Here is a 17,467-nt window from a genome sequence, read left to right on the forward strand (position 1 = left end):
ACACATGCGGCACCCAGAATGCGCCCTACATAGGAAGCGCGATATTCCGTGGCCTTCATACATGGTTGTTGACGAGAGGCTTCCGCCCCTGCGGCGATGTGCCGCAAGGTGTGGCGGCATATTGCGTTCGTGGTGAAATCGGGTATGTTGCGGACCATGATAACGGATATTGAAAAGGGCGCGGCGGTGCGCGGTACAGCGGCGACGGACGGGCGGAAGGCGGTGATCACCTGGCTCACGGTGGTTACGGTTCTGGTCTTTGCCATGATCGTGCTCGGCGGTGTCACGCGGCTCACCAATTCCGGCCTCTCGATGACCGAGTGGAAGCCGATCACCGGCTGGCTGCCGCCGCTCGATGAGGCGGCCTGGGTCGCCGAGTTCGAGCGCTACAAAACCTTTCCCGAATATCAGAAGATCAACAAGGGCATGAGCCTTGATGCGTTCAAGCGCATCTATGCCTTTGAATATGCGCACCGCGTTCTCGGGCGCGTGATCGGCCTTGCCTTCTTTGTGCCCTTCGTGGTCCTGCTGCTGCTGCGTAAAATCCCCAAGAGCATGGCGCCCCGGCTCGCGCTCCTCTTTCTGCTCGGCGCGGCGCAAGGGGGGATGGGCTGGTTCATGGTGAAAAGCGGTCTTGTCGATCACCCGGATGTCAGCCATTACCGCCTGACGGCGCATCTTGGCCTTGCGAGCCTGATTTTCGCCGCGCTGCTATGGACGATTTTTGATCTGGTGGAGCGGAACCGCCCGCCCGCCGCGCCGGCGCCGGATCGCCTCCGCCGCGCGAGTTATTTTCTGCTCGCGCTGATCGCGCTGCAGATCCTCGTCGGCGGCTTTGTCGCGGGCCTTAGTGCTGGCTTCATCTATACCGACTGGCCGATGATGGGCGGGACGTTCATCCCCGATGATTTCCTGAGCTTGCAACCCTGGTTCCACAACTTCCTTGAAAATCCCTCGACGATCCAGTTCACGCACCGGATGCTGGGCTACGCCATCCTGATCGCCGGGATCTGGTTCTTCCTGATCAGCCGGGGCGCGGATGTCGATCGCCGCCTTCGAAACGGCGCTCTGGTCCTGCTCGCGCTGATCCTGCTGCAGGTTATCCTTGGCATCCTGACGCTGCTCTATGTGGTGCCGGTCTCGCTCGGCGCAAAGCATCAGGGCGGCGGGATGCTGGTGCTTGCGGCTGCGCTCTATGTGCTGCACCGGATCCGCGCGGCAAGCCCCGCAAAGGCAGCCGGCCAGCCGCGCGGCTGACCGGCCTTAAACCGCTTATCAAGAGGGGCTTTTCACTGCGTGCGTGCGGCCGTTAGTACGTCTGAAAACTGTCGCCCTTCGATATCAAGCCATAGGGGACCGACTTGGTTAAAATGACCGGCGCGAAACCGGATTCGTAATAGGTGGTCGCACCGATCGCTGTGTGGCTGGTTGCGTAGAGCGTGATATCCGGCGTCGTCTCGCCGCGGTAACTTCCCGGCGACAGGGTGAGCGAGGGCGCGGCGATACTGGAATTCACGAAATTCGCGCTGTTGATGACGTTGCCTGCGTTGATCGAGCCGAAGTTCACGGAATAATCGCCATTCGCCGAAATCACATTCGCGGCGCTGTTGACGGTAATGGCGCTGACAAGGACAGAATCACCGGAACCGGGCGCTGGTGTCGAGAAGCTACCGCCGACAATGGCGCCGCCGGCGTTCTCGGCAAGCGCCGTGGTGGCCGTCAGGCAAAGGGCGAAGGCGCCCATAATCATCTTCTTCATAACAATATTCCTTTGATAAAATGAAGTAACGAATGATGGCAACCTGCTCGGTTGCTTCTTTTTATGATTTCTCTTCAACCCCCTCGATTGCATCGACGATGGGCTGGCACCGGGTCCGAAGCTCAGGCGCTATCTGCGTCAGCATCTCATAGAGCCCGTATTGCAGCATGGAGCGGAGGGAGAGCTGAAGCGGCTCGCGGTTCTGGCCGGAGAAATCGAGGTTGACCAGCGCATCGCCAAAGAAACGGCCGATCCCGAACCCCGCTTCATCGGCGAAAATCTGCTTCGATATCTGCACCGCCGCAATGACGCGTGAGCTAGTCGCTTCCGTCAGATGCAGATCGAGCCCGACCACCGCCCGATGCTGGCGATAACGCGGCCCGATCCCGCCGATGGTGATTTCCGCTGCCGCGCCCGGGATGAAGTCAAGCGTGTTGACGGAGCCCGTAATGTAGTAATTCATTGCCGTGAATGTATGCGGCGAGCGGATGCCGAGATTAATCTCGGCGAGGAGCGGGCGCGGATCGCGGCGATTGACGATGGTCTCGGCCTCCGCCTGAAGCAGCGTTGTCTGCATTATGTCGCCCGCGCCTTGCGTGATATATTTCCCCGTTCCCGCATATTCGCCGCTGAACTTGCCGGTCGCATCGATAATATCGCCGACCGCCCAGACGCCGCGCATGGGATGCGCTGACGCGATACAGCCGACGAGCTGGTCATAGGGCGTCGTCACGGTCTCGACAGGCGGTCCCTTGACGAGCTTTACATTTTCGCCGCTCGTCGCGATGCAGCCGGCAAGGAGGAGAGGGGCGAGAGAGCAAAGCGTGTGTTTAGTTGCCATAATAGCCATCGGGATCGCTTATATTGTTGGTGGTCACATTGCAGCCGCCGCCCGTGACATTGATCTTTCCAACGCCGGCGGATTTGATCGCCGCGGCGCTCGTCACTTCGCCGCAGTTGGTCGTGGTGACGATAACGTCGTTGAGATGGCTGTTCTGAAAGATGGTCTGCGCGCCGATGGTCGTCATCTGCGCGCCGATGTAGGTCTGGAAGACGACCGGCCGATCCCACTGGTCGTAATAGCCATTCTCCCCCCGCTCGATAAGGTCGGAGGTCGCGCCCTTGACGCTGACGTCATAGGAGGATTGAAAGCCGGCGCTGTTGTTCCAGCCGACGGCGGCCGTCACCGTGCCGTCCCGCGCGGCTGCGGTGAGCGGCAGGGAGAGAAGCAGGGCCGCCGCTGCAAAATGGAGTTTCTTCATCTGCTCTGTTCCGAACCGAAAGTGAAGTTGAGGTAGATATAAACTTCATATATTCAACTATAGATAGAATAAAAAAATGGAATTCAAGGGCCGAAGGCGTGGATTATTTATCAGTAAAGATGCGCACGGGCGATGCGGTGGAGGTGGAGCAGGCGGGTGCGGCCCGTCGCAGCGGCGGCGCTGGAGTGGCGCGCGAGCGTTTGGCCCTGCGCCGGCGACCGTCGCGGCAGGGAAGGGATGCGAAGAAGATATCCAGGCATAAAAAAACTGCCCGCCCCGAGGGGCGGACAGTCTTACGCGTTGCTTGCGTTGACTTAGACCTTGGCGAGCGCCTGATCGAGGTCGGCGATAATGTCCGCCGCATTCTCGATACCGATGGAGAGGCGCACCACATCGGGGCCCGCGCCGGCCGACGTCTGCTGCGCTTCGTCGAGCTGGCGATGGGTGGTGGAGCTCGGATGAATGATCAGGCTCCGGGTGTCGCCGATGTTGGCGAGGTGAGAGAAGAGCTCGACGCTGTCAACCAGCTTCTTGCCGGCTTCATAACCGCCCTTGACGCCGAAGGTGAAAACGGCGCCGGCGCCGCCGGAGAGATATTTCTTCGCGAGCTTGTTGTAGGGATCGTCCTCAAGCCCCGCGTAAGAGACCCAGGAGACCTTGTCATGCTGCTTGAGGTGCTTGGCAACGGCCAGCGCGTTGGCGCTGTGGCGTTCCATGCGCAACGCCAGCGTCTCGATCCCGGTCAGGATCATGAAGGCGTTGAACGGCGAGAGAGCGGGACCGAGGTCGCGCAGGCCGAGCGCCCGGCAGGCGATGCCAAAAGCGATATTGCCGAAGGTCTCATGGAACTTCATTCCGTGGTAGGACCCGTTCGGCTGGCTGAGCGTCGGGAATTTGTCGGACGCGCTCCAGTCGAAGCGGCCGCCGTCGACGATCAGGCCGCCGATGGAGTTGCCGTGACCGCCGAGGAATTTCGTTGCCGAATGCAGAACGATGTCGGCGCCGAACTCGATCGGCCGGCAGTGATAGGGGGTCGCGAGCGTGTTGTCGACGATGAGCGGAATGCCGGCCTCATGGGCGATGTTGGCAATCGCTTCGATATCGGTGACGACGCCGCCCGGGTTGGCGAGGCTTTCGATAAAGATCGCCTTCGTCTTCGGCGTCAGCGCCTTCTTGAAGTTCTGCGGATCGTCCGGATCAACCAGAATGGCGTTCCAGCCGAATTTCTTGAAGGAATGGGTGAACTGGTTGATCGACCCGCCATAAAGCTTGGTGGAGGCGAGGAAGTCTTCGCCGCTTTCCATCAAGGTGTGCAGGGCGATCACCTGCGCCGCGTGGCCCGAGGAGACGGCGAGCGAGGTCGTGCCGCCTTCAAGCGCGGTGATCCGCTCTTCCAGGACGCCGTTGGTCGGGTTGGTCAGACGCGAATAGATGTTGCCGAATGCCTGCAGGTTGAAGAGGCTCGCCGCGTGATCGGCATCGTCAAAGACGAACGAGGCCGTCTGATAGATCGGCGTAATACGGGCCTTGCTGGCGGGATCCGGCACGGCGCCTGCGTGCACGGCGAGAGTATCGAATTTATGGTTGCTCATCGGTTGTTCCTTATTCCTTGATCCTGATCGGATAGCTTTGGTTGGTTGTGGCGGTCACTGGCTCCGGACGGTAATCCGGTGGCCGAGGTGGCCGAACTCGATTTTCGGACATCGGTCCATAACCACTTTGATCCCCGCCGCCTCGGCTTTCTGAGCGGCGGCATCATTGCGAATACCGAGCTGCATCCAGACGACTTTGGCGTTGATGGCAATGGCGTCCTCAACGATAGGCGGGATATCCTCCGCAACGCGGAAGCAATCCACCATATCGACAGGCTCCGGGATGTCCCGAAGTGAGGCGTAGACCGTTTCGCCGATCATTTTTTCCCCCGCAAGTCCCGGGTTTACCGGGATGACCCGATACCCCTGAGATTTCAGAAAGACCGCGACATAGTGACTGGGCCGCGCCGGATCGGCGCTCATGCCGACAACGGCAATGGTCCTAACATCGTTGAGAATGCCGACGATATAATCGTCGGGGTAGCTGTCGTGGTCCATATTATTATTCTCCCCGCCAGCGCGGTTCGCGTTTTTCGAAGAAGGCGGTCAACCCCTCGCGGGCATCGCGCGTGCGCATGTTCTCGACCATAACCTCCGAAGCGGTGCGATAGGCGGCATCGAGAGGGAGGGGAAGCTGGCGATAGAAGCCGGCCTTGCCGAGACAAATGGCGGCAGATGATTTGGCGGCGATGGTGCGGGCGACCGATTGAATGTGGCTGTCCAGCGCGTGCGCCGGCAGGGCGGCGTTGATGAGCCCGATTTCGGCGGCCCGTGCGGCGTCGATGAAATCGCCGGTCAGCAGCATCTCCATGGCGTGCTTCGGCGCGACATTGCGGCTGAGCGCGACGCCCGGTGTCGAGCAGAAAAGCCCGAAATTGATGCCCGATGTTGCAAATTTTGACGTATCCGACGCATAGGCGAGATCGCAGGAGGCGACGAGCTGCGTGCCCGCGGCGGTCACTGCGCCGTCAAGTCGGGCGATCACCGGCTGCGGCAGGGTGACGATGCGCTGCATCATCGCGCTGCATTGCTCGAACAGCGCATCGAGCGTCTCGTCCTCCGCCATCGCCAGCACTTCTCTCAGATTGTGGCCCGATGAGAAGACCGGCCCCTCGGCGCGGAGGATGACGACGTGAATGTCGCGGCCCGTCGCGATGTCGGCCAGAGTAGCGTCGATACGGCTCATCATCTCGCGCGACAGGGAATTGCGGCTCGACGGATCGTTAAGCGTCAGGCAGGCGATATTTTTCTCGACGGTCAGATCGACGATCATGCGATTGTCCCCTCGCGCCTCTTGCCTGGCTGGCATATCTCTTCCCTGGTTGCTGATGAAAGTCCGACTGCTACCTTAATCCTTTCTCCGCCCCGATCAAGGGTATCTGTAATAATTCAGGGAAATAAGCGCCAGTATTGGCGGCTTTCACTTGCCCGCGCAACAGGTGCTGCTATCCTCACCGGGCCATCTGGCCAGAAAAACAAGGAGAAACGCCCATGCCTGTGATGACCCCCGACATGCTGGAAGCTTTTCACCGGGAGGTATTCCCGGAAATGCAGCTGAATCTAAAAGTGGATCATGTGGATCATGAGAGCATCGTCGTTTCCATGCAGGCGGACGCGCGGCACCTGCGCCCCGGCGGCACGGTTTCGGGGCCGACCATGATGGAGCTTGCCGATGCGGCGATGTATTTTCTCGTCCTCGCCCAGATCGGCCCCGTCGCGCTCGCCGTCACGACCAATCTCAATATGAATTTCCTGCGCAAGCCCGAGCCCGGCCGGATGGTAGCGAAAGGCCGGCTCCTGAAGCTTGGCAAGGCGCTCGCCGTCGGCGAAATCGGAATTTTTTCAGGCACTTCCAAAGATCCCGTCGCGCATGCAACGGTCACCTATTCAATCCCGCCGAAACGCTAGTCCGAGACCTCGGGGCGAGGGTGCCGGAAAAGCCCTCGCAATTTGCGGTATTGTAATACCGCTATCGTAATGAAGTGATATCGCAGCGTTATTTCTGTTGACGCAGCCCCCTGCAGCGTTTATACCGCGCAGCAGATCGGGGAGCTTGTTGGCTCCCTTACTTTATCTATGGCACGCATGACGCGAAGGCTTGAGCTAATGAAAACCTATTCTGCGAAACCGACCGAGGTGGAGAAGAAGTGGCTGCTGATCGATGCGGAAGGCATCGTTCTCGGCCGTCTCGCCGCGATTGTTGCGAACCGCCTGCGCGGCAAGCACAAACCCATGTACACGCCGCATATCGATTGTGGCGATAACGTCATCATCATCAATGCGGAAAAAGTCGCCCTGACCGGCAAGAAGATGACCGACAAGGTGTTCTACTGGCACACCGGCCATCCGGGTGGCATCAAGAGCCGCACTGCCGAGAAGACCCTTGGCAGCGCGCATCCGGAGCGGCTGATCCTGAAAGCGGTTGAGCGCATGATCCCCCGCAGGCCGCTTGGCCGCCAGCAGTTTGGCAACCTTCGTGTTTATGCCGGCGCGGAGCATCCGCATGCCGCACAGAACCCGGAAGTGCTTGATATCGCATCCATGAACACCAAGAACGTAAGGAGCGCCTGAGCATGGCTGATGAAGCAAACTCCCTCGAGGATTTGAAAAATCTGACGGAAGGCGCAGCCGCAGGCGAGACCGGCGCTGAAGTCATTCAGGCCGCCGGCGTTATCGAGGCCGTGAGCGCCGAGCCCGTCATTGACAGCCTTGGCCGGTCCTACGCCACGGGCAAGCGCAAGAATGCCGTCGCCCGCGTCTGGGTAAAGCCCGGCAGCGGCAAGATCACCGTCAACGGTCGCGACCAGTCGGAATATTTCGCCCGTCCGGTTCTGCGCATGCTGCTGCAGCAGCCGTTTGAGGTGACCGATCGCGTCGGCCAGTTCGACGTTGTCTGTACGGTTAAGGGCGGCGGTCTCTCGGGTCAGGCCGGTGCCGTTCGTCACGGCGTCTCCAAGGCGCTGACCTATTACGAGCCGGCGCTTCGCCCGGCGCTGAAGGCCGAAGGCTTCCTCACCCGCGACAGCCGCATGGTGGAGCGTAAAAAATACGGCCGCGCCAAAGCACGTCGGAGCTTCCAGTTCTCCAAGCGTTAATCGCGGGAGTACGCCAAAACGAAAAGGCCGCCCTTGTGCGGCCTTTTTTTGCGTTTACGTCCCAGCGGATCGGGACTTCTGAGAGTGACTATATATGAACCGGAAAATCCTCGGCATTATTGGCGCCGTTTTGCTTTTTATCGCCGTGATCCGCGCCTGGCCGGAGGTATCGGTCAAGATGGCGGACTATCCGCTTGACGGGGAATGGGAACTCACCGAAATGCGTACCGCCGGAATTTACGGCGGATCGCTTGAGACGGCGCGCGCCCTTGTCGGGCAGTCGATCACCATCCAGAAGCATGTGATCACGTCAAGGGCCGAGCGCTATTGCCCGCTTGCGCCGCTCGCGCCCGTCACGCTTCGCGATGATATGGAGACATTCGGCACGTCCGGCGGCTCCTGGTCGGAACTGGGCCTGAAACCCGTCGGCGACGGGCGGAGCTATGAGGTGCTGCAGGCGGACGCGAAATGCGATTTCGGGACTTTCGCCAAGGCAATCTTTGAGCCCGCAAGCGGCCTCATCCTGCTTGCCCACAATGAAATTTATCTGCTGCTGACGCGGCGCTGAAGCTCGATCGGCGTTTCATTATCCCGCTCATCCAGCGAGCGCGTCTCGCCGATTTTCAGGATCAGCGCGTTCTCGGCGCCAAAATTCTGAGCGATGGCGGCCTCGCGGAATCGCTGCGGCGCTTCGAACGGATCCTCCGACGTCAGGCGGATCGTTCCCCAATGCATCCCGAGCGCCTTTGTCGCGTTCACCGCGCGGGCAATCTCAATAGCATCTTCGGGGGAGGCGTGGACCAGCTTCATGATCTCGCGCGGCTCATACGCCCCGATGCCGACGATGGCGAGGTCGAACGGTCCTTCGCGCTCGCCGATCATCTCGAAAACATTCCCCTTGGCGGTATCGCCGGAGAACCAGATGTTTTTCTCGTGCGTGCGAATGCCGAAGCTTGCCCAGAGCGTCTTCTTCTGGTCATGGACACCGCGCCCCGATGAATGAACGGCCGGAAGCGTGGTGATGGTCAACCCGTCCTCGGACCAGTTTTCCCACCAGTCCATCTCGATCACCTTTTTATAGCCGCGCCGGGTGAAAAAGGATTTCAGGCCGAGCGGAACAATCACCTGCGTCCTGTCCTTATAGGGGTAGGCACGCACGACGCGGGCATCGAGATGATCATAATGATTGTGGCTGACCAGCATGACATCGGCGCAAGGGAGTTCGGTTGCGCTCATTGCAGCCGGCGCATAGCGTTTCGGGCCGATGCGACCGGGCCCCGCGACTTTGGAGAGATACGGGTCGGTCAAAATCACCTTGCCGCCGCTTCGGATAATAAACGCGGCATGACCAAGCCACGTCACGCTCGGGTTGCCGCCCGCAACGATACCTTGCGTCACTTCGCTCCGCGGCAGAACATGCCCGTCAGGCAGCGTCGGCGATGGCATCTGCTGCATTAGCCGGTAAATAAGCGGGGCAATGCGCCGTTTGCGTAGGTGCATATTAGGATTGCCCTCCGGATTACGGAAGCCGCCACGGGGATTATGATGATATGGTTTCTGCGTCATTATCTCAGATAAATATTCATTCAAATGATACTTAACCGGTTAAGTGGAGTCAATTCGCCAGTGAACCGCGTATGGTTAAAGATCATGGTGGATCACCGGATTTTCAACCGCTAAATGTTGCAAATCCCTCGCAAATGCCCGATCTCACGCAGGCTTGATCAAAATCATTCCCCAAAGCGGCGACATTTCATATGATCCGGAGAAAGCGAGCCGAGAAGGGCCGCTGGCACGGGTTCTGATAGGAAGAAAAAGGGGGATGCGGTGCGTGAATCGCTCCGATGTCCCATAAATAACGGGAGTAATAATAATGACAAAACTTGAAAACTTTTATGATTGGGACGCGATTCTCGACGGGCTTACGAAATATCTCCGTATTCGAGCGACTCCGATCGGGATGAAACTGTTCGAGACTGTCGAGGAGATGGAGGCGATCGAGAAGATTCGCCGCCCCAAAGGGATTTTCACCGCGGATCAGATTGTCGGGCAGGCCTGCCGCCTCGGCTGGACCGTGGGCGCGACGGCGGAGGATTTTGTTGGCGCGCAGTGCGGCGCGGTCCTCGGCCTTCGCCCGCAGGATGAAGAATGGCGCGAGGGTGAGCGATATGTTGGCGTCTGGTATCAGACGCCGGAGGATGCGCGCAACCATCAGGACGCCATGACCGTGATGCCGGCCGGGAAATTCAAGGCGATGGCCGTCTCGCCGCTCGCCAGCAAGCGTCTCAATCCGCCGGATATCTGCCTGATTTACGCAACCCCGGCGCAGATGATCCTGTTCATCAACGGGCTGCAGTGGGCGGGCTACAAGAAGCTCGATTTCTCGGTTGTGGGCGAATCGTCCTGCGCCGACAGCTGGGGACGGGCGCTCTCGACGGGAGAGCCCAGCCTGTCGCTTCCCTGCTTTGCCGAGCGGCGCTATGGCGGCGTTCAGGAGGACGAACTTTTGATGGCAATTCCGCCCGCCTATCTTCCAAAAGTGATCGACGGGCTTGCTGCGCTCGCCAAAAACGGCCTCCGTTATCCCATTCCGCCCTATGGCGTGCAGAATGACGCGCGCGCCGGCCTTGCGGTAAGCTACAGTAAATAAAAGAAAAATAGAAAGAGTAGCAGCGACGTGATTATTTGTCCGTCGCTGCCCCTATATTTAACACCTCTCGGCTGTATTTGGCGCTTGGCAATCTTCGGATATATGCGTATATTCCCCGGCGCTCATAAATAAAAATGAAAAGCAACGCCCGAGCCCCGTTCCTGCGGGGCTTATTCTATGTGTGCGGTATGCGGAGGGGGTAACGTTAGGGGACATGCTCTGCGAGAAATTTGACAATATCAGGTGGGGGTCGCCTGAGACGGAACGCTTTGCGAGATATTGGCGAAGCCTGGAACCGGGGTCTCTGGTGCCGCGTCGCCGCAGCTTCGATCCGACCCGCATCGCGCCGCTGCTGCCGGGGATCGCGCTTTATGAAGTCCTGTCGCCCGATGAAATTGTTTGCCGCCTGGCCGGGACCGCGCTGGTTGATCATTTCGGCATGGAGCTGACGGGGCGGAATTTTCTCGATTTCTGGCCGGGGGATATGCGCGACGCGGCATCGCGCACCATCCTGGAATGCATCACGCGCCCGTGCGGCGTATTTTCGAAAGTCCTGACACATTCGGCCGCCGGAAAAACCGAGATGATTATCTCGGTCGGTTTCCCGCTCCGCGATGACAAGGATATCTGCTGCCGGATGGTCTTTTATACGGGAGAGTTCGAGCGGGAGCGGATCCGCGTCCCGCGTGATGACCAGGTCGCCAGTCTCGAGGCTCCGACAAGTATCTTTATCGATCTCGAAGAGGACGCAACCTGAGACATAGCCCGCCGCGCGGGACGGAGTTTCACTCCTCCTCCTCCTCCGTCGCGATCAGCCGCTTGGGCGTGGTGAAATGAAGGACGCGGCCGGGCGCGTGCATCTCCCGCCAATCGTCGATATCAAAGGCAAACTGGATCAGTCCGCCGCGCGGGAATTTCCGTGCAATCTCTTTATAAAGGTTTGAGGCCGGATCCATGAGCGAGAGGGCGAGCTGCTGCATCGCCGGGTTATGGCCGATTACCATCACATGCGCTTCGCTGATCGCGGCGCACTTCAAACTGGCGAGCAGTCCGGCGCCCGTCCCGGCGGAATAGACCGCGGGATTGAACCGTCGCTCGAAACCGTCCGGCAGCGAGGGTTCGATCTGGGCGAGCGTTTCCCGCGTGCGCCGGGCCGGGGAACAGAGAATGATGTCCGGGAATATCTTGTTGCGCGCCATATAGGTGCCGACCGCAAGCGCGCCGAGCCGTCCGCGTGCGGTGAGCGGCCTGTCGATATCGGCTTTGGCGCGGTCCGACCAGCTCGATTTTGCATGGCGCATCAGTGTCAGTTTTCGCATGATCTGCCTCTTCTTCTTGCGTGACGTTCCCCCGATATACTCTCCAGATGGAGATTATATGACAGCAATATGACGCGATGACGAAAGCAGGCTCAGGAATCGCGGGCCGCCCTTTGCGTTTTTTTTACCATTTGGCGATTGCCGCTTGCTGTTGAAAGCAGAGTTGAAATATTTTTTTCAGGCGGCTGACCCCGGCATCCTGTCGGTCTCTTCATCGGCAGGCGCTCGGCGGCGATAACAAATGTGACAGGCAACAGAGGGAGGAAAAGATGCTGCGGAAAATTATACTGTGTGCGGCGGGCGTCCTGCTCGCCGGCGGGCTTGCGGCCTGCAGCGGCGAGGACGGCCTTTCGGGGGAATACGGCCAGCAGGACGGCGGCCAGTGGTTCACCATTCTTGATTTCAAGGGCAGCGATCAGGTGACGCTGACCATGATCGGCAGCGAAGATCGCCACAGCGGAACCTATAGCCGCGACGGCGACAGCGTGACGGTCAAGGTCGCCGGTGAGACGCGCACGCTGCGCATCGACGCAAACGGCTGTCTCGACGGCGGGGCGGGCAACAGCCTGTTCTCGGGCCCGGTCTGCAAGAAACCTTAAATCGCGAGCGGCAGGCGGCGGATGGCGCGCATCGCCCGTCCGCTCAATCAGCGTGGCAGTCAGTCGGGGCTGTCGCCCTTGGGAAAGCCGGCATGCTGCGGCAGGCCGTCGTTGATGCTGTAGTAGCTTTTCTTCGCCTCAACAAAGATATGGTGCCCGCCCGCAAGCTTCGGATCGCCGTCCAGGCTGCCAACGACAAAGCTGAAACCCGCGCCGCCCACGCGCCGCCAGAAAAGCTGGCTGCCGCAGGTGGAGCAGAAGCCGCGCTCGGCAAAGGATGACGAGCGATACCATTTCAGCGTTTCCGAGGCGAGGAGGCGAAGTTCGCCCGTTGTCGGCATGGAGGAGGCATAGAAATGCCCCGTCGACTTCTGGCACTGCGTGCAGTGGCAGTAATTAACGACGTCGAGCGGGCCGGTCACTTCATAGCGAACGGCGCCGCACAGGCATCCGCCCTGATGGATCTCCGGGTCAACCATGACTGCTCCTCGGTCAGGATAATTGCGTCTTTGCTTATACTACGCAGATTCCTGGCGCGCGTCAGCGGTAAATTGAGACGCGGAACGCGCTCGGCAGATAAGTATCCCTCCCAGGCCAAAGATGGCAAAATCGCGGCATTTCGATAGCATTTTTGCAACGTTTCGCCGAAAGCATCACAAAATCTTGATCCGACACAAATCTTCCTTGCAAATGCCCCAATTATAAATTACCGGATTCGCAGGGAGCCTGTTTTTTTGTTCGGTGACATGCCGACAGCGGACCTTCCTAGGATTTCAAACGCTGCATTTGGGCACTTTAGGCGTGAGGTCCTGATAATTATCGAGTGTCCAGGAGACTAAATAATGGCTACAGGTACTGTAAAGTGGTTCAACCCCACCAAAGGATATGGTTTTATCGCTCCTGATGGAGGCGGGGCTGACGCTTTCGTGCATATTTCGGCAGTTGAACGCGCCGGATTGACGACCCTTCAGGAAAACGCAAAGATCGAATTCGAACTCGTTTCCGGTCGTAACGGCAAATCTTCCGCGGAAAATCTCGTGCTTCTGGACTGAGATAAAGGTTCCGATACGAAAGAGAAAAGGCGGCGTTTGCCGCCTTTTTTTTGTGCCTTGACGGCGCCGGCGCGTGACGGAATTCTTTGCCAAGTGACGTGAAGTGTGCAAAAACCCGCTGCAGACAGCGACCCGGAGAAAACAGGACATCGGCGATGACCAAACCGATCAGAAACATTGAAGAAATCGACATTGAAACACTCGGCATTCCACTCGATGCGGAGGGCGCCTTTACCTTGCGGCTCAAGGACTACACCCATCGCCTGACGGGCGACGAACTGGTGCAGGAAATGCGCGACCAGCTTGATGTACGGGGTTCCGTGCGCAACGCCCTGCTGCGCAAGGCCGAGAAGGATATTCTCGCCGGCCTGAAGCGAGGGCCGGAGCATTTGGATGAAGAGGCGCGCGCCGCCTTTGATCTCAATGTCCTGATCTGGTTTGCGGACAAGGCGCTGAAAGGCGCGCATCGGACATATCTCGCGGATTGACGTTTTTTTGGAGGCGGGGCGGCAACGCCCGGGTTGAGGAACATGGCACATTCGGACAGCAAAATTAAAGTCGGTATTCTTGGCGCAAGCGGTTACACGGGCGCGGAAGCGATGCGCCTTCTGCTGCGCCACCCGAGCGCCGAAATTTGCCTGCTGACGGCGGACCGCAAGGCCGGCCAGCCGGTCGCGGACGTCTATCCGCATCTCGGCGGCCATGGCCTTCCGGATATGGTCTCCATCGAGGACGCTGACTGGAGCGGCGTTGATGTGGTTTTCTGCGGCCTGCCGCACGGCACGACGCAGGAACTCATCGCGGCGCTTCCCGCGGGCGTAAAGGTGGTCGATATGTCCGCCGATTTCCGCCTTGATGATCCGGCAACCTACGCCGAATGGTATGGCCATGAGCATCGGGCGCTCGCGCTGCAGAAGGAAGCCGTCTACGGCCTGACGGAGCTGTACCGCGAGCGGATCCGGAGCGCGCGGCTCGTCGCCTGTCCCGGCTGCTATCCGACAGCGACGCTGCTCTCGCTCGTGCCGCTCGTCAAAGGCGGGCTGATCGATGCGGACGATCTTGTGATCGATGCAAAGTCGGGCATTACCGGCGCGGGGCGGGGGCTCAAGCAGAACACCCTCTTCAGCGAGGCGGGCGAGGGGCTCTCTCCCTACAGCATTGGCGCGCACCGGCATGCGCCGGAGATCGAGCAGGAAATCGCCAAGGCCGCGGGCCGCGCGGCGGAGGATATCCGCGTCAATTTCGTGCCGCATCTCATCCCCATGAGCCGGGGCGAAATGATCACCTCGCATGTCCGGCTAACCGGCGGGGCGCGGGCGGCCGACCTCAAGGCGGCGCTCCAATCCGCCTTTGCGGGCGAGCCGTTTGTCCGTATCCTGAACGGCAAGGATGTGCCGCAGACGCAGATGGTGCGCGGCTCCAACAACTGCGTGATCAACGTCTTTGAAGATCGCATCCCCGGCCGGGCGATTGTCATCTCGGTGATTGACAATCTGGTCAAGGGATCGAGCGGTCAGGCCGTGCAGAATATGAACCTGATGTTCATCCTGCCGGAGACGCTCGGGCTGGAACAGGTCGCGCTTTTCCCGTAAGCTTCGGGCAGAAAAACAAGAACAGAAAGCGGAAAACCTATGACGAAGAACATCATCTCCCTGAACGGCAAGACCCCGGCTATTGCGGCGGACGCCTTTATCGCCCCGTCGGCCTATGTGATCGGCGATACGGTGATCGGCGAGCAATCGAGCATCTGGTTCAATTGCGTCGTGCGCGGCGATGTGCATTCGATTCGCATCGGCAAGCGCAGCAATGTGCAGGACGGCACGGTGATCCATGTCTCGGAAGGCACCCACCCGACGACCATCGGCGATGACGTTCTGATCGGCCACAACTGCATGATCCACGGCAGCACGCTGGAGGACGGATGCTTTATCGGGATGAGCTCGACGCTGCTTGACGGCGTCGTGGTCGAAAGCGGCGCGATGGTCGCGGCCGGATCGCTGGTCACGCCGAACAAACGCGTCCCGCGCGGCGAGCTGTGGGGCGGGTCCCCGGCGAAGTTCCTTCGCAAGCTGAGCGAGGCCGAGCAGGCGAACCTCACGCACGGCGCAGATCACTATGTTGAAAAGGGCCGCCAGTACCGCGAGCAGCTCGGTCTCTGACCTCCGTCGCTACATCAGAAAAAAAGGCCCGTCCATCCGGCGGGCCTTTCTTGTGTCAGCGTTTGTCCGCGGGCATTGTTACTCGTCAAGCTCCGCATAATGCTTCGCCTTTACCTTGACATAGCTCCCCGGCGCATCCTCGATCGGCTTCAGCTTGCCCTTGGCGGGATCGCGCGCGGGCACTTTCGGCCCCGATTTCTTGGCCAGCCATTTATCCCAGTAGGGCCACCAGGAGCCCGGATGCTCGGCGGCGCCCTCAAACCATTCCTCGGCACTTGCGTAGTCTTTCTTCTTCGTGTTGGTCCAGTACTGGTATTTCATCGCTTCCGGATGGTTGATGACCCCGGCGATATGGCCGGAGCCCGCCAGCATCAGTTCCGCCGGGCCACCGAACAGCTTGATATTCTTGAACACCGAGCGGAAGGGCGCGATGTGATCTTCCTTACTCGCCTGAATGAAGACCGGCGTTTTGATCTTCGAGAGATCGATCGGCTGTCCGCCGAGTGTCAGCGCGCCCGGCTGGCGCAGCAGGTTCTTCTGATACATGTTGCGAAGATAGAAGCTGTGCATCTTGTGCGGCATGTTGGTCGCGTCCGAATTCCAGTAGAGCAGGTCGAACGGGAAGGGCGTCTTGCCGAGCAGGTAGTTATTCACGACAAACGACCAGATCAGATCGTTGGAGCGCAGCAGGTTGAAGGTATTGGCCATCTCCTTGCCCTCAAGGTAACCGGCCTTCATCTTGCTTTCGACAAGCTGGATATGTTCTTCATCGGTGAAGACCATCAGATCGCCGGCGTCCTCGAAATCGAGCTGCGCCGCGAAGAAGGTCGCCGCCTTGATCCGCTCCTCGCCGACCGCCGCGAGATAGGCGAGCGTCGCCGCCATCAGCGTGCCGCCGATGCAATAGCCGATCGCCGTTACCTCCCGCTCGCCGGTCGACTGCTCGATCGCATCGAGCGCGGCGAGGATGCCCTCCGACATATAGCTCTCGAAGGTCTTGTCGACATGCCGCTCATCGGGGTTGACCCAGGAGATGACAAAGACGGTGTACCCCTGATCGACGCACCATTTGATGAAGGAGTTTTCGGGCTTCAGATCGAGAATATAGTATTTGTTGATCCAGGGCGGGGTGATCAGCAGCGGGCGCTTGTAGACCTCCTCCGTCGTCGGCTCATATTGCAAAAGCTGCATCAGGTCGTTCTGATAGATCACCTTGCCGGGCGTCACGGCGATATTGCGGCCGATCTCGAAGGCATTCTCATCGGTCATCTTGGGGCTCAGCGTGCCGTGGGTCCGCTTGAGATCCTCGAGCATATTGTCGAGGCCCTGCACGAGGTTTTTCCCCTTGGTCTCCATGGTTTTCTTGAGAACGTCGGGGTTCGACCAGAAGAAATTGCTTGGCGACATCGCGTCGATATAGAGCCGGGTGTAGAAATCGACCTTTTTGCGCGTCGGGGCGTCGAGCCCGTCGACATCGGCGATGGTGTTCTGGATCCAGTCCGCGGTCAGAAGGTAGGACTGCTTGATATAGTCGAAGATCTGGTTCTGGCTCCATTCCTCCGATTTAAATCGCTTATCGGTTGCATCGGGAACGGCGAGGGGGGCGACATCTTCGCCGCTCGCGCGCCGCGCTGCATTCTGCCAGAGGTCCATGTAACTCTTCCAAAGCGCCGCCTGCGCCTCGACGATCCGGGCCGGATCGGCCATCATCCTGTTCATCAGCTCCATAAAGGTGCGGGCGACGATGGCGGGGTCGGGATCGATATGCGTCGGCTTCTGGCTTTGCAGAAACGCGGTGACAAGCTCCTGGCTCTGGGCGGCGATCTTGGCAAAATTCTCGGCAAATTCCCGAGACGTTTCCAGCGCTTCCTGACTGCTTTGCAATGGTTCCCTGTTCGGCACGTCTGCTTCTCCTCGCTGTTAGTGTTCGAGCGGCGACAACTTATGAAGGATGGCACTTCTTTTTTCGCAAGCCGGGCC

Annotated in this window: 23 protein-coding genes; 12 read left to right on the forward strand and 11 right to left on the reverse strand. The window is 59.5% G+C overall.

Translation table 11 applies throughout. The features are described from left to right. Positions 1 to 156 precede the first annotated feature (156 nt). Entirely contained in the window at positions 157 to 1,257 is a 1,101-nt protein-coding gene (locus V7Z56_RS07555) for a COX15/CtaA family protein (protein WP_334128768.1), read from the forward strand. Between the two features lie 52 nt (positions 1,258 to 1,309). Here V7Z56_RS07555 and V7Z56_RS07560 read toward each other — a convergent pair whose 3' ends face one another. The 7 genes from V7Z56_RS07560 to V7Z56_RS07590 form a co-directional block, all read right to left on the reverse strand. Continuing rightward, entirely contained in the window at positions 1,310 to 1,759 is a 450-nt protein-coding gene (locus V7Z56_RS07560) for a hypothetical protein (RefSeq protein WP_334128769.1), read from the reverse strand. A 61-nt stretch (positions 1,760 to 1,820) separates the two neighbouring features. Beyond that, the gene (locus tag V7Z56_RS07565; RefSeq protein WP_334128770.1) at positions 1,821 to 2,600 is read right to left on the reverse strand and encodes a CsgG/HfaB family protein; all 780 of its coding nucleotides are present in this window, start codon (positions 2,598 to 2,600) and stop codon (positions 1,821 to 1,823) included. Next, positions 2,590 to 3,021: a hypothetical protein gene (locus V7Z56_RS07570; protein WP_334128771.1), complete on the reverse strand. Its 432-nt coding sequence runs from the start codon at positions 3,019 to 3,021 to the stop codon at positions 2,590 to 2,592. The genes V7Z56_RS07565 and V7Z56_RS07570 overlap by 11 nt, the downstream gene beginning before the upstream one ends. 110 nt (positions 3,022 to 3,131) lie before the next feature. Beyond that, the gene (locus V7Z56_RS07575; RefSeq protein ID WP_334128772.1) at positions 3,132 to 3,281 is read right to left on the reverse strand and encodes a hypothetical protein; all 150 of its coding nucleotides are present in this window, start codon (positions 3,279 to 3,281) and stop codon (positions 3,132 to 3,134) included. A gap of 54 nt (positions 3,282 to 3,335) precedes the next feature. Next, on the reverse strand, positions 3,336 to 4,613 hold the full coding sequence (locus tag V7Z56_RS07580; protein WP_334128773.1) for an O-acetylhomoserine aminocarboxypropyltransferase: 1,278 nt from the start codon (positions 4,611 to 4,613) through the stop codon (positions 3,336 to 3,338). A 54-nt stretch (positions 4,614 to 4,667) separates the two neighbouring features. Beyond that, the gene (locus V7Z56_RS07585; RefSeq protein WP_334128774.1) at positions 4,668 to 5,111 is read right to left on the reverse strand and encodes a CoA-binding protein; all 444 of its coding nucleotides are present in this window, start codon (positions 5,109 to 5,111) and stop codon (positions 4,668 to 4,670) included. Between the two features lie 4 nt (positions 5,112 to 5,115). Beyond that, entirely contained in the window at positions 5,116 to 5,922 is an 807-nt protein-coding gene (locus V7Z56_RS07590) for an enoyl-CoA hydratase (RefSeq protein ID WP_334128775.1), read from the reverse strand. A gap of 182 nt (positions 5,923 to 6,104) precedes the next feature. Between V7Z56_RS07590 and V7Z56_RS07595 the strand changes: the two genes are divergently transcribed. From V7Z56_RS07595 to V7Z56_RS07610, 4 genes are all read left to right on the forward strand, one after another. After that, the gene (locus V7Z56_RS07595; RefSeq protein ID WP_334128776.1) at positions 6,105 to 6,521 is read left to right on the forward strand and encodes a PaaI family thioesterase; all 417 of its coding nucleotides are present in this window, start codon (positions 6,105 to 6,107) and stop codon (positions 6,519 to 6,521) included. Positions 6,522 to 6,719: 198 nt separating this feature from the next. Further along, positions 6,720 to 7,184, forward strand: a complete 465-nt coding sequence (rplM, locus tag V7Z56_RS07600) for a 50S ribosomal protein L13 (RefSeq protein WP_334128777.1) — start codon at positions 6,720 to 6,722, stop codon at positions 7,182 to 7,184. Positions 7,185 to 7,186: 2 nt separating this feature from the next. After that, positions 7,187 to 7,708 carry a 30S ribosomal protein S9 gene (gene rpsI / locus V7Z56_RS07605; protein WP_443023768.1) on the forward strand — a complete coding sequence of 174 codons (522 nt, stop codon included), beginning with the start codon at positions 7,187 to 7,189 and terminating at the stop codon, positions 7,706 to 7,708. 94 nt (positions 7,709 to 7,802) lie between these two features. Further along, positions 7,803 to 8,276: a hypothetical protein gene (locus tag V7Z56_RS07610; RefSeq protein ID WP_334128778.1), complete on the forward strand. Its 474-nt coding sequence runs from the start codon at positions 7,803 to 7,805 to the stop codon at positions 8,274 to 8,276. Here V7Z56_RS07610 and V7Z56_RS07615 read toward each other — a convergent pair. Continuing rightward, positions 8,252 to 9,208, reverse strand: a complete 957-nt coding sequence (locus tag V7Z56_RS07615; RefSeq protein WP_334128779.1) for an MBL fold metallo-hydrolase — start codon at positions 9,206 to 9,208, stop codon at positions 8,252 to 8,254. The two genes, V7Z56_RS07610 and V7Z56_RS07615, sit on opposite strands and share 25 nt — an antisense overlap. A 373-nt stretch (positions 9,209 to 9,581) precedes the next feature. Between V7Z56_RS07615 and V7Z56_RS07620 the strand changes: the two genes are divergently transcribed. Both V7Z56_RS07620 and V7Z56_RS07625 read left to right on the forward strand, forming a co-directional pair. Continuing rightward, positions 9,582 to 10,358, forward strand: coding sequence for a DUF169 domain-containing protein (locus tag V7Z56_RS07620; RefSeq protein ID WP_334128780.1), 777 nt, complete (start codon positions 9,582 to 9,584; stop codon positions 10,356 to 10,358). A 214-nt stretch (positions 10,359 to 10,572) separates the two neighbouring features. Beyond that, a complete protein-coding gene (locus tag V7Z56_RS07625; protein ID WP_334128782.1) occupies positions 10,573 to 11,115 on the forward strand; it encodes a PAS domain-containing protein in 543 nt (180 codons plus the stop codon). Positions 11,116 to 11,143: 28 nt separating this feature from the next. Here V7Z56_RS07625 and V7Z56_RS07630 read toward each other — a convergent pair whose 3' ends face one another. Then, complete coding sequence (locus tag V7Z56_RS07630; RefSeq protein WP_334128783.1) at positions 11,144 to 11,677, reverse strand: SixA phosphatase family protein; 534 nt, start codon at positions 11,675 to 11,677, stop codon at positions 11,144 to 11,146. Between the two features lie 269 nt (positions 11,678 to 11,946). Between V7Z56_RS07630 and V7Z56_RS07635 the strand changes: the two genes are divergently transcribed. After that, entirely contained in the window at positions 11,947 to 12,276 is a 330-nt protein-coding gene (locus V7Z56_RS07635; protein ID WP_334128784.1) for a hypothetical protein, read from the forward strand. Positions 12,277 to 12,335: 59 nt separating this feature from the next. Here the strand turns inward: V7Z56_RS07635 and V7Z56_RS07640 are convergent, their stop codons facing one another. After that, positions 12,336 to 12,755 carry a GFA family protein gene (locus V7Z56_RS07640; protein WP_334128785.1) on the reverse strand — a complete coding sequence of 140 codons (420 nt, stop codon included), beginning with the start codon at positions 12,753 to 12,755 and terminating at the stop codon, positions 12,336 to 12,338. Between the two features lie 363 nt (positions 12,756 to 13,118). Here V7Z56_RS07640 and V7Z56_RS07645 point away from each other — a divergent pair, with 363 nt between their 5' ends. The 4 genes from V7Z56_RS07645 to V7Z56_RS07660 all read left to right on the forward strand — a co-directional run bounded on the left by V7Z56_RS07645 (position 13,119) and on the right by V7Z56_RS07660 (position 15,487). Beyond that, a complete protein-coding gene (locus tag V7Z56_RS07645; RefSeq protein WP_334128786.1) occupies positions 13,119 to 13,328 on the forward strand; it encodes a cold-shock protein in 210 nt (69 codons plus the stop codon). Positions 13,329 to 13,483: 155 nt separating this feature from the next. After that, positions 13,484 to 13,816, forward strand: coding sequence for a hypothetical protein (locus V7Z56_RS07650; protein WP_334128787.1), 333 nt, complete (start codon positions 13,484 to 13,486; stop codon positions 13,814 to 13,816). Positions 13,817 to 13,858: 42 nt separating this feature from the next. Continuing rightward, the gene (gene argC, locus V7Z56_RS07655; RefSeq protein ID WP_334128788.1) at positions 13,859 to 14,920 is read left to right on the forward strand and encodes an N-acetyl-gamma-glutamyl-phosphate reductase; all 1,062 of its coding nucleotides are present in this window, start codon (positions 13,859 to 13,861) and stop codon (positions 14,918 to 14,920) included. A gap of 39 nt (positions 14,921 to 14,959) precedes the next feature. Further along, the gene (locus V7Z56_RS07660) at positions 14,960 to 15,487 is read left to right on the forward strand and encodes a gamma carbonic anhydrase family protein (protein WP_334128790.1); all 528 of its coding nucleotides are present in this window, start codon (positions 14,960 to 14,962) and stop codon (positions 15,485 to 15,487) included. A 78-nt stretch (positions 15,488 to 15,565) separates the two neighbouring features. On the opposite strand, the gene V7Z56_RS07665 is transcribed toward V7Z56_RS07660, so the two are convergent. Beyond that, the gene (locus V7Z56_RS07665) at positions 15,566 to 17,389 is read right to left on the reverse strand and encodes a PHA/PHB synthase family protein (RefSeq protein WP_334128792.1); all 1,824 of its coding nucleotides are present in this window, start codon (positions 17,387 to 17,389) and stop codon (positions 15,566 to 15,568) included. Between the last annotated feature and the right edge of the window lie 78 nt (positions 17,390 to 17,467).

The sequence above is a fragment of the Sneathiella sp. genome, assembly GCF_036844445.1.
Lineage (GTDB): Bacteria > Pseudomonadota > Alphaproteobacteria > Sneathiellales > Sneathiellaceae > Sneathiella.

Bases quoted from the DNA above. Each gene is read 5' to 3' on its own strand.
- V7Z56_RS07555 (WP_334128768.1), top strand. From the start codon at position 157: ATGATAACGGATATTGAAAAGGGCGCGGCGGTGCGCGGTACAGCGGCG.
- V7Z56_RS07640 (WP_334128785.1), bottom strand. From the start codon at position 12,755: ATGGTTGACCCGGAGATCCATCAGGGCGGATGCCTGTGCGGCGCCGTT.
- V7Z56_RS07590 (WP_334128775.1), bottom strand. From the start codon at position 5,922: ATGCCAGCCAGGCAAGAGGCGCGAGGGGACAATCGCATGATCGTCGAT.
- V7Z56_RS07565 (WP_334128770.1), bottom strand. From the start codon at position 2,600: ATGGCAACTAAACACACGCTTTGCTCTCTCGCCCCTCTCCTCCTTGCC.
- V7Z56_RS07575 (WP_334128772.1), bottom strand. From the start codon at position 3,281: ATGCCTGGATATCTTCTTCGCATCCCTTCCCTGCCGCGACGGTCGCCG.
- V7Z56_RS07645 (WP_334128786.1), top strand. From the start codon at position 13,119: ATGGCTACAGGTACTGTAAAGTGGTTCAACCCCACCAAAGGATATGGT.
- V7Z56_RS07610 (WP_334128778.1), top strand. From the start codon at position 7,803: ATGAACCGGAAAATCCTCGGCATTATTGGCGCCGTTTTGCTTTTTATC.
- V7Z56_RS07630 (WP_334128783.1), bottom strand. From the start codon at position 11,677: ATGCGAAAACTGACACTGATGCGCCATGCAAAATCGAGCTGGTCGGAC.
- V7Z56_RS07615 (WP_334128779.1), bottom strand. From the start codon at position 9,208: ATGCACCTACGCAAACGGCGCATTGCCCCGCTTATTTACCGGCTAATG.
- V7Z56_RS07660 (WP_334128790.1), top strand. From the start codon at position 14,960: ATGACGAAGAACATCATCTCCCTGAACGGCAAGACCCCGGCTATTGCG.
- V7Z56_RS07560 (WP_334128769.1), bottom strand. From the start codon at position 1,759: ATGAAGAAGATGATTATGGGCGCCTTCGCCCTTTGCCTGACGGCCACC.
- V7Z56_RS07585 (WP_334128774.1), bottom strand. From the start codon at position 5,111: ATGGACCACGACAGCTACCCCGACGATTATATCGTCGGCATTCTCAAC.
- V7Z56_RS07620 (WP_334128780.1), top strand. From the start codon at position 9,582: ATGACAAAACTTGAAAACTTTTATGATTGGGACGCGATTCTCGACGGG.
- rplM (WP_334128777.1), top strand. From the start codon at position 6,720: ATGAAAACCTATTCTGCGAAACCGACCGAGGTGGAGAAGAAGTGGCTG.
- V7Z56_RS07625 (WP_334128782.1), top strand. From the start codon at position 10,573: ATGCTCTGCGAGAAATTTGACAATATCAGGTGGGGGTCGCCTGAGACG.
- V7Z56_RS07635 (WP_334128784.1), top strand. From the start codon at position 11,947: ATGCTGCGGAAAATTATACTGTGTGCGGCGGGCGTCCTGCTCGCCGGC.
- argC (WP_334128788.1), top strand. From the start codon at position 13,859: ATGGCACATTCGGACAGCAAAATTAAAGTCGGTATTCTTGGCGCAAGC.
- V7Z56_RS07570 (WP_334128771.1), bottom strand. From the start codon at position 3,021: ATGAAGAAACTCCATTTTGCAGCGGCGGCCCTGCTTCTCTCCCTGCCG.
- V7Z56_RS07650 (WP_334128787.1), top strand. From the start codon at position 13,484: ATGACCAAACCGATCAGAAACATTGAAGAAATCGACATTGAAACACTC.
- rpsI (WP_443023768.1), top strand. From the start codon at position 7,187: ATGGCTGATGAAGCAAACTCCCTCGAGGATTTGAAAAATCTGACGGAA.
- V7Z56_RS07580 (WP_334128773.1), bottom strand. From the start codon at position 4,613: ATGAGCAACCATAAATTCGATACTCTCGCCGTGCACGCAGGCGCCGTG.
- V7Z56_RS07595 (WP_334128776.1), top strand. From the start codon at position 6,105: ATGCCTGTGATGACCCCCGACATGCTGGAAGCTTTTCACCGGGAGGTA.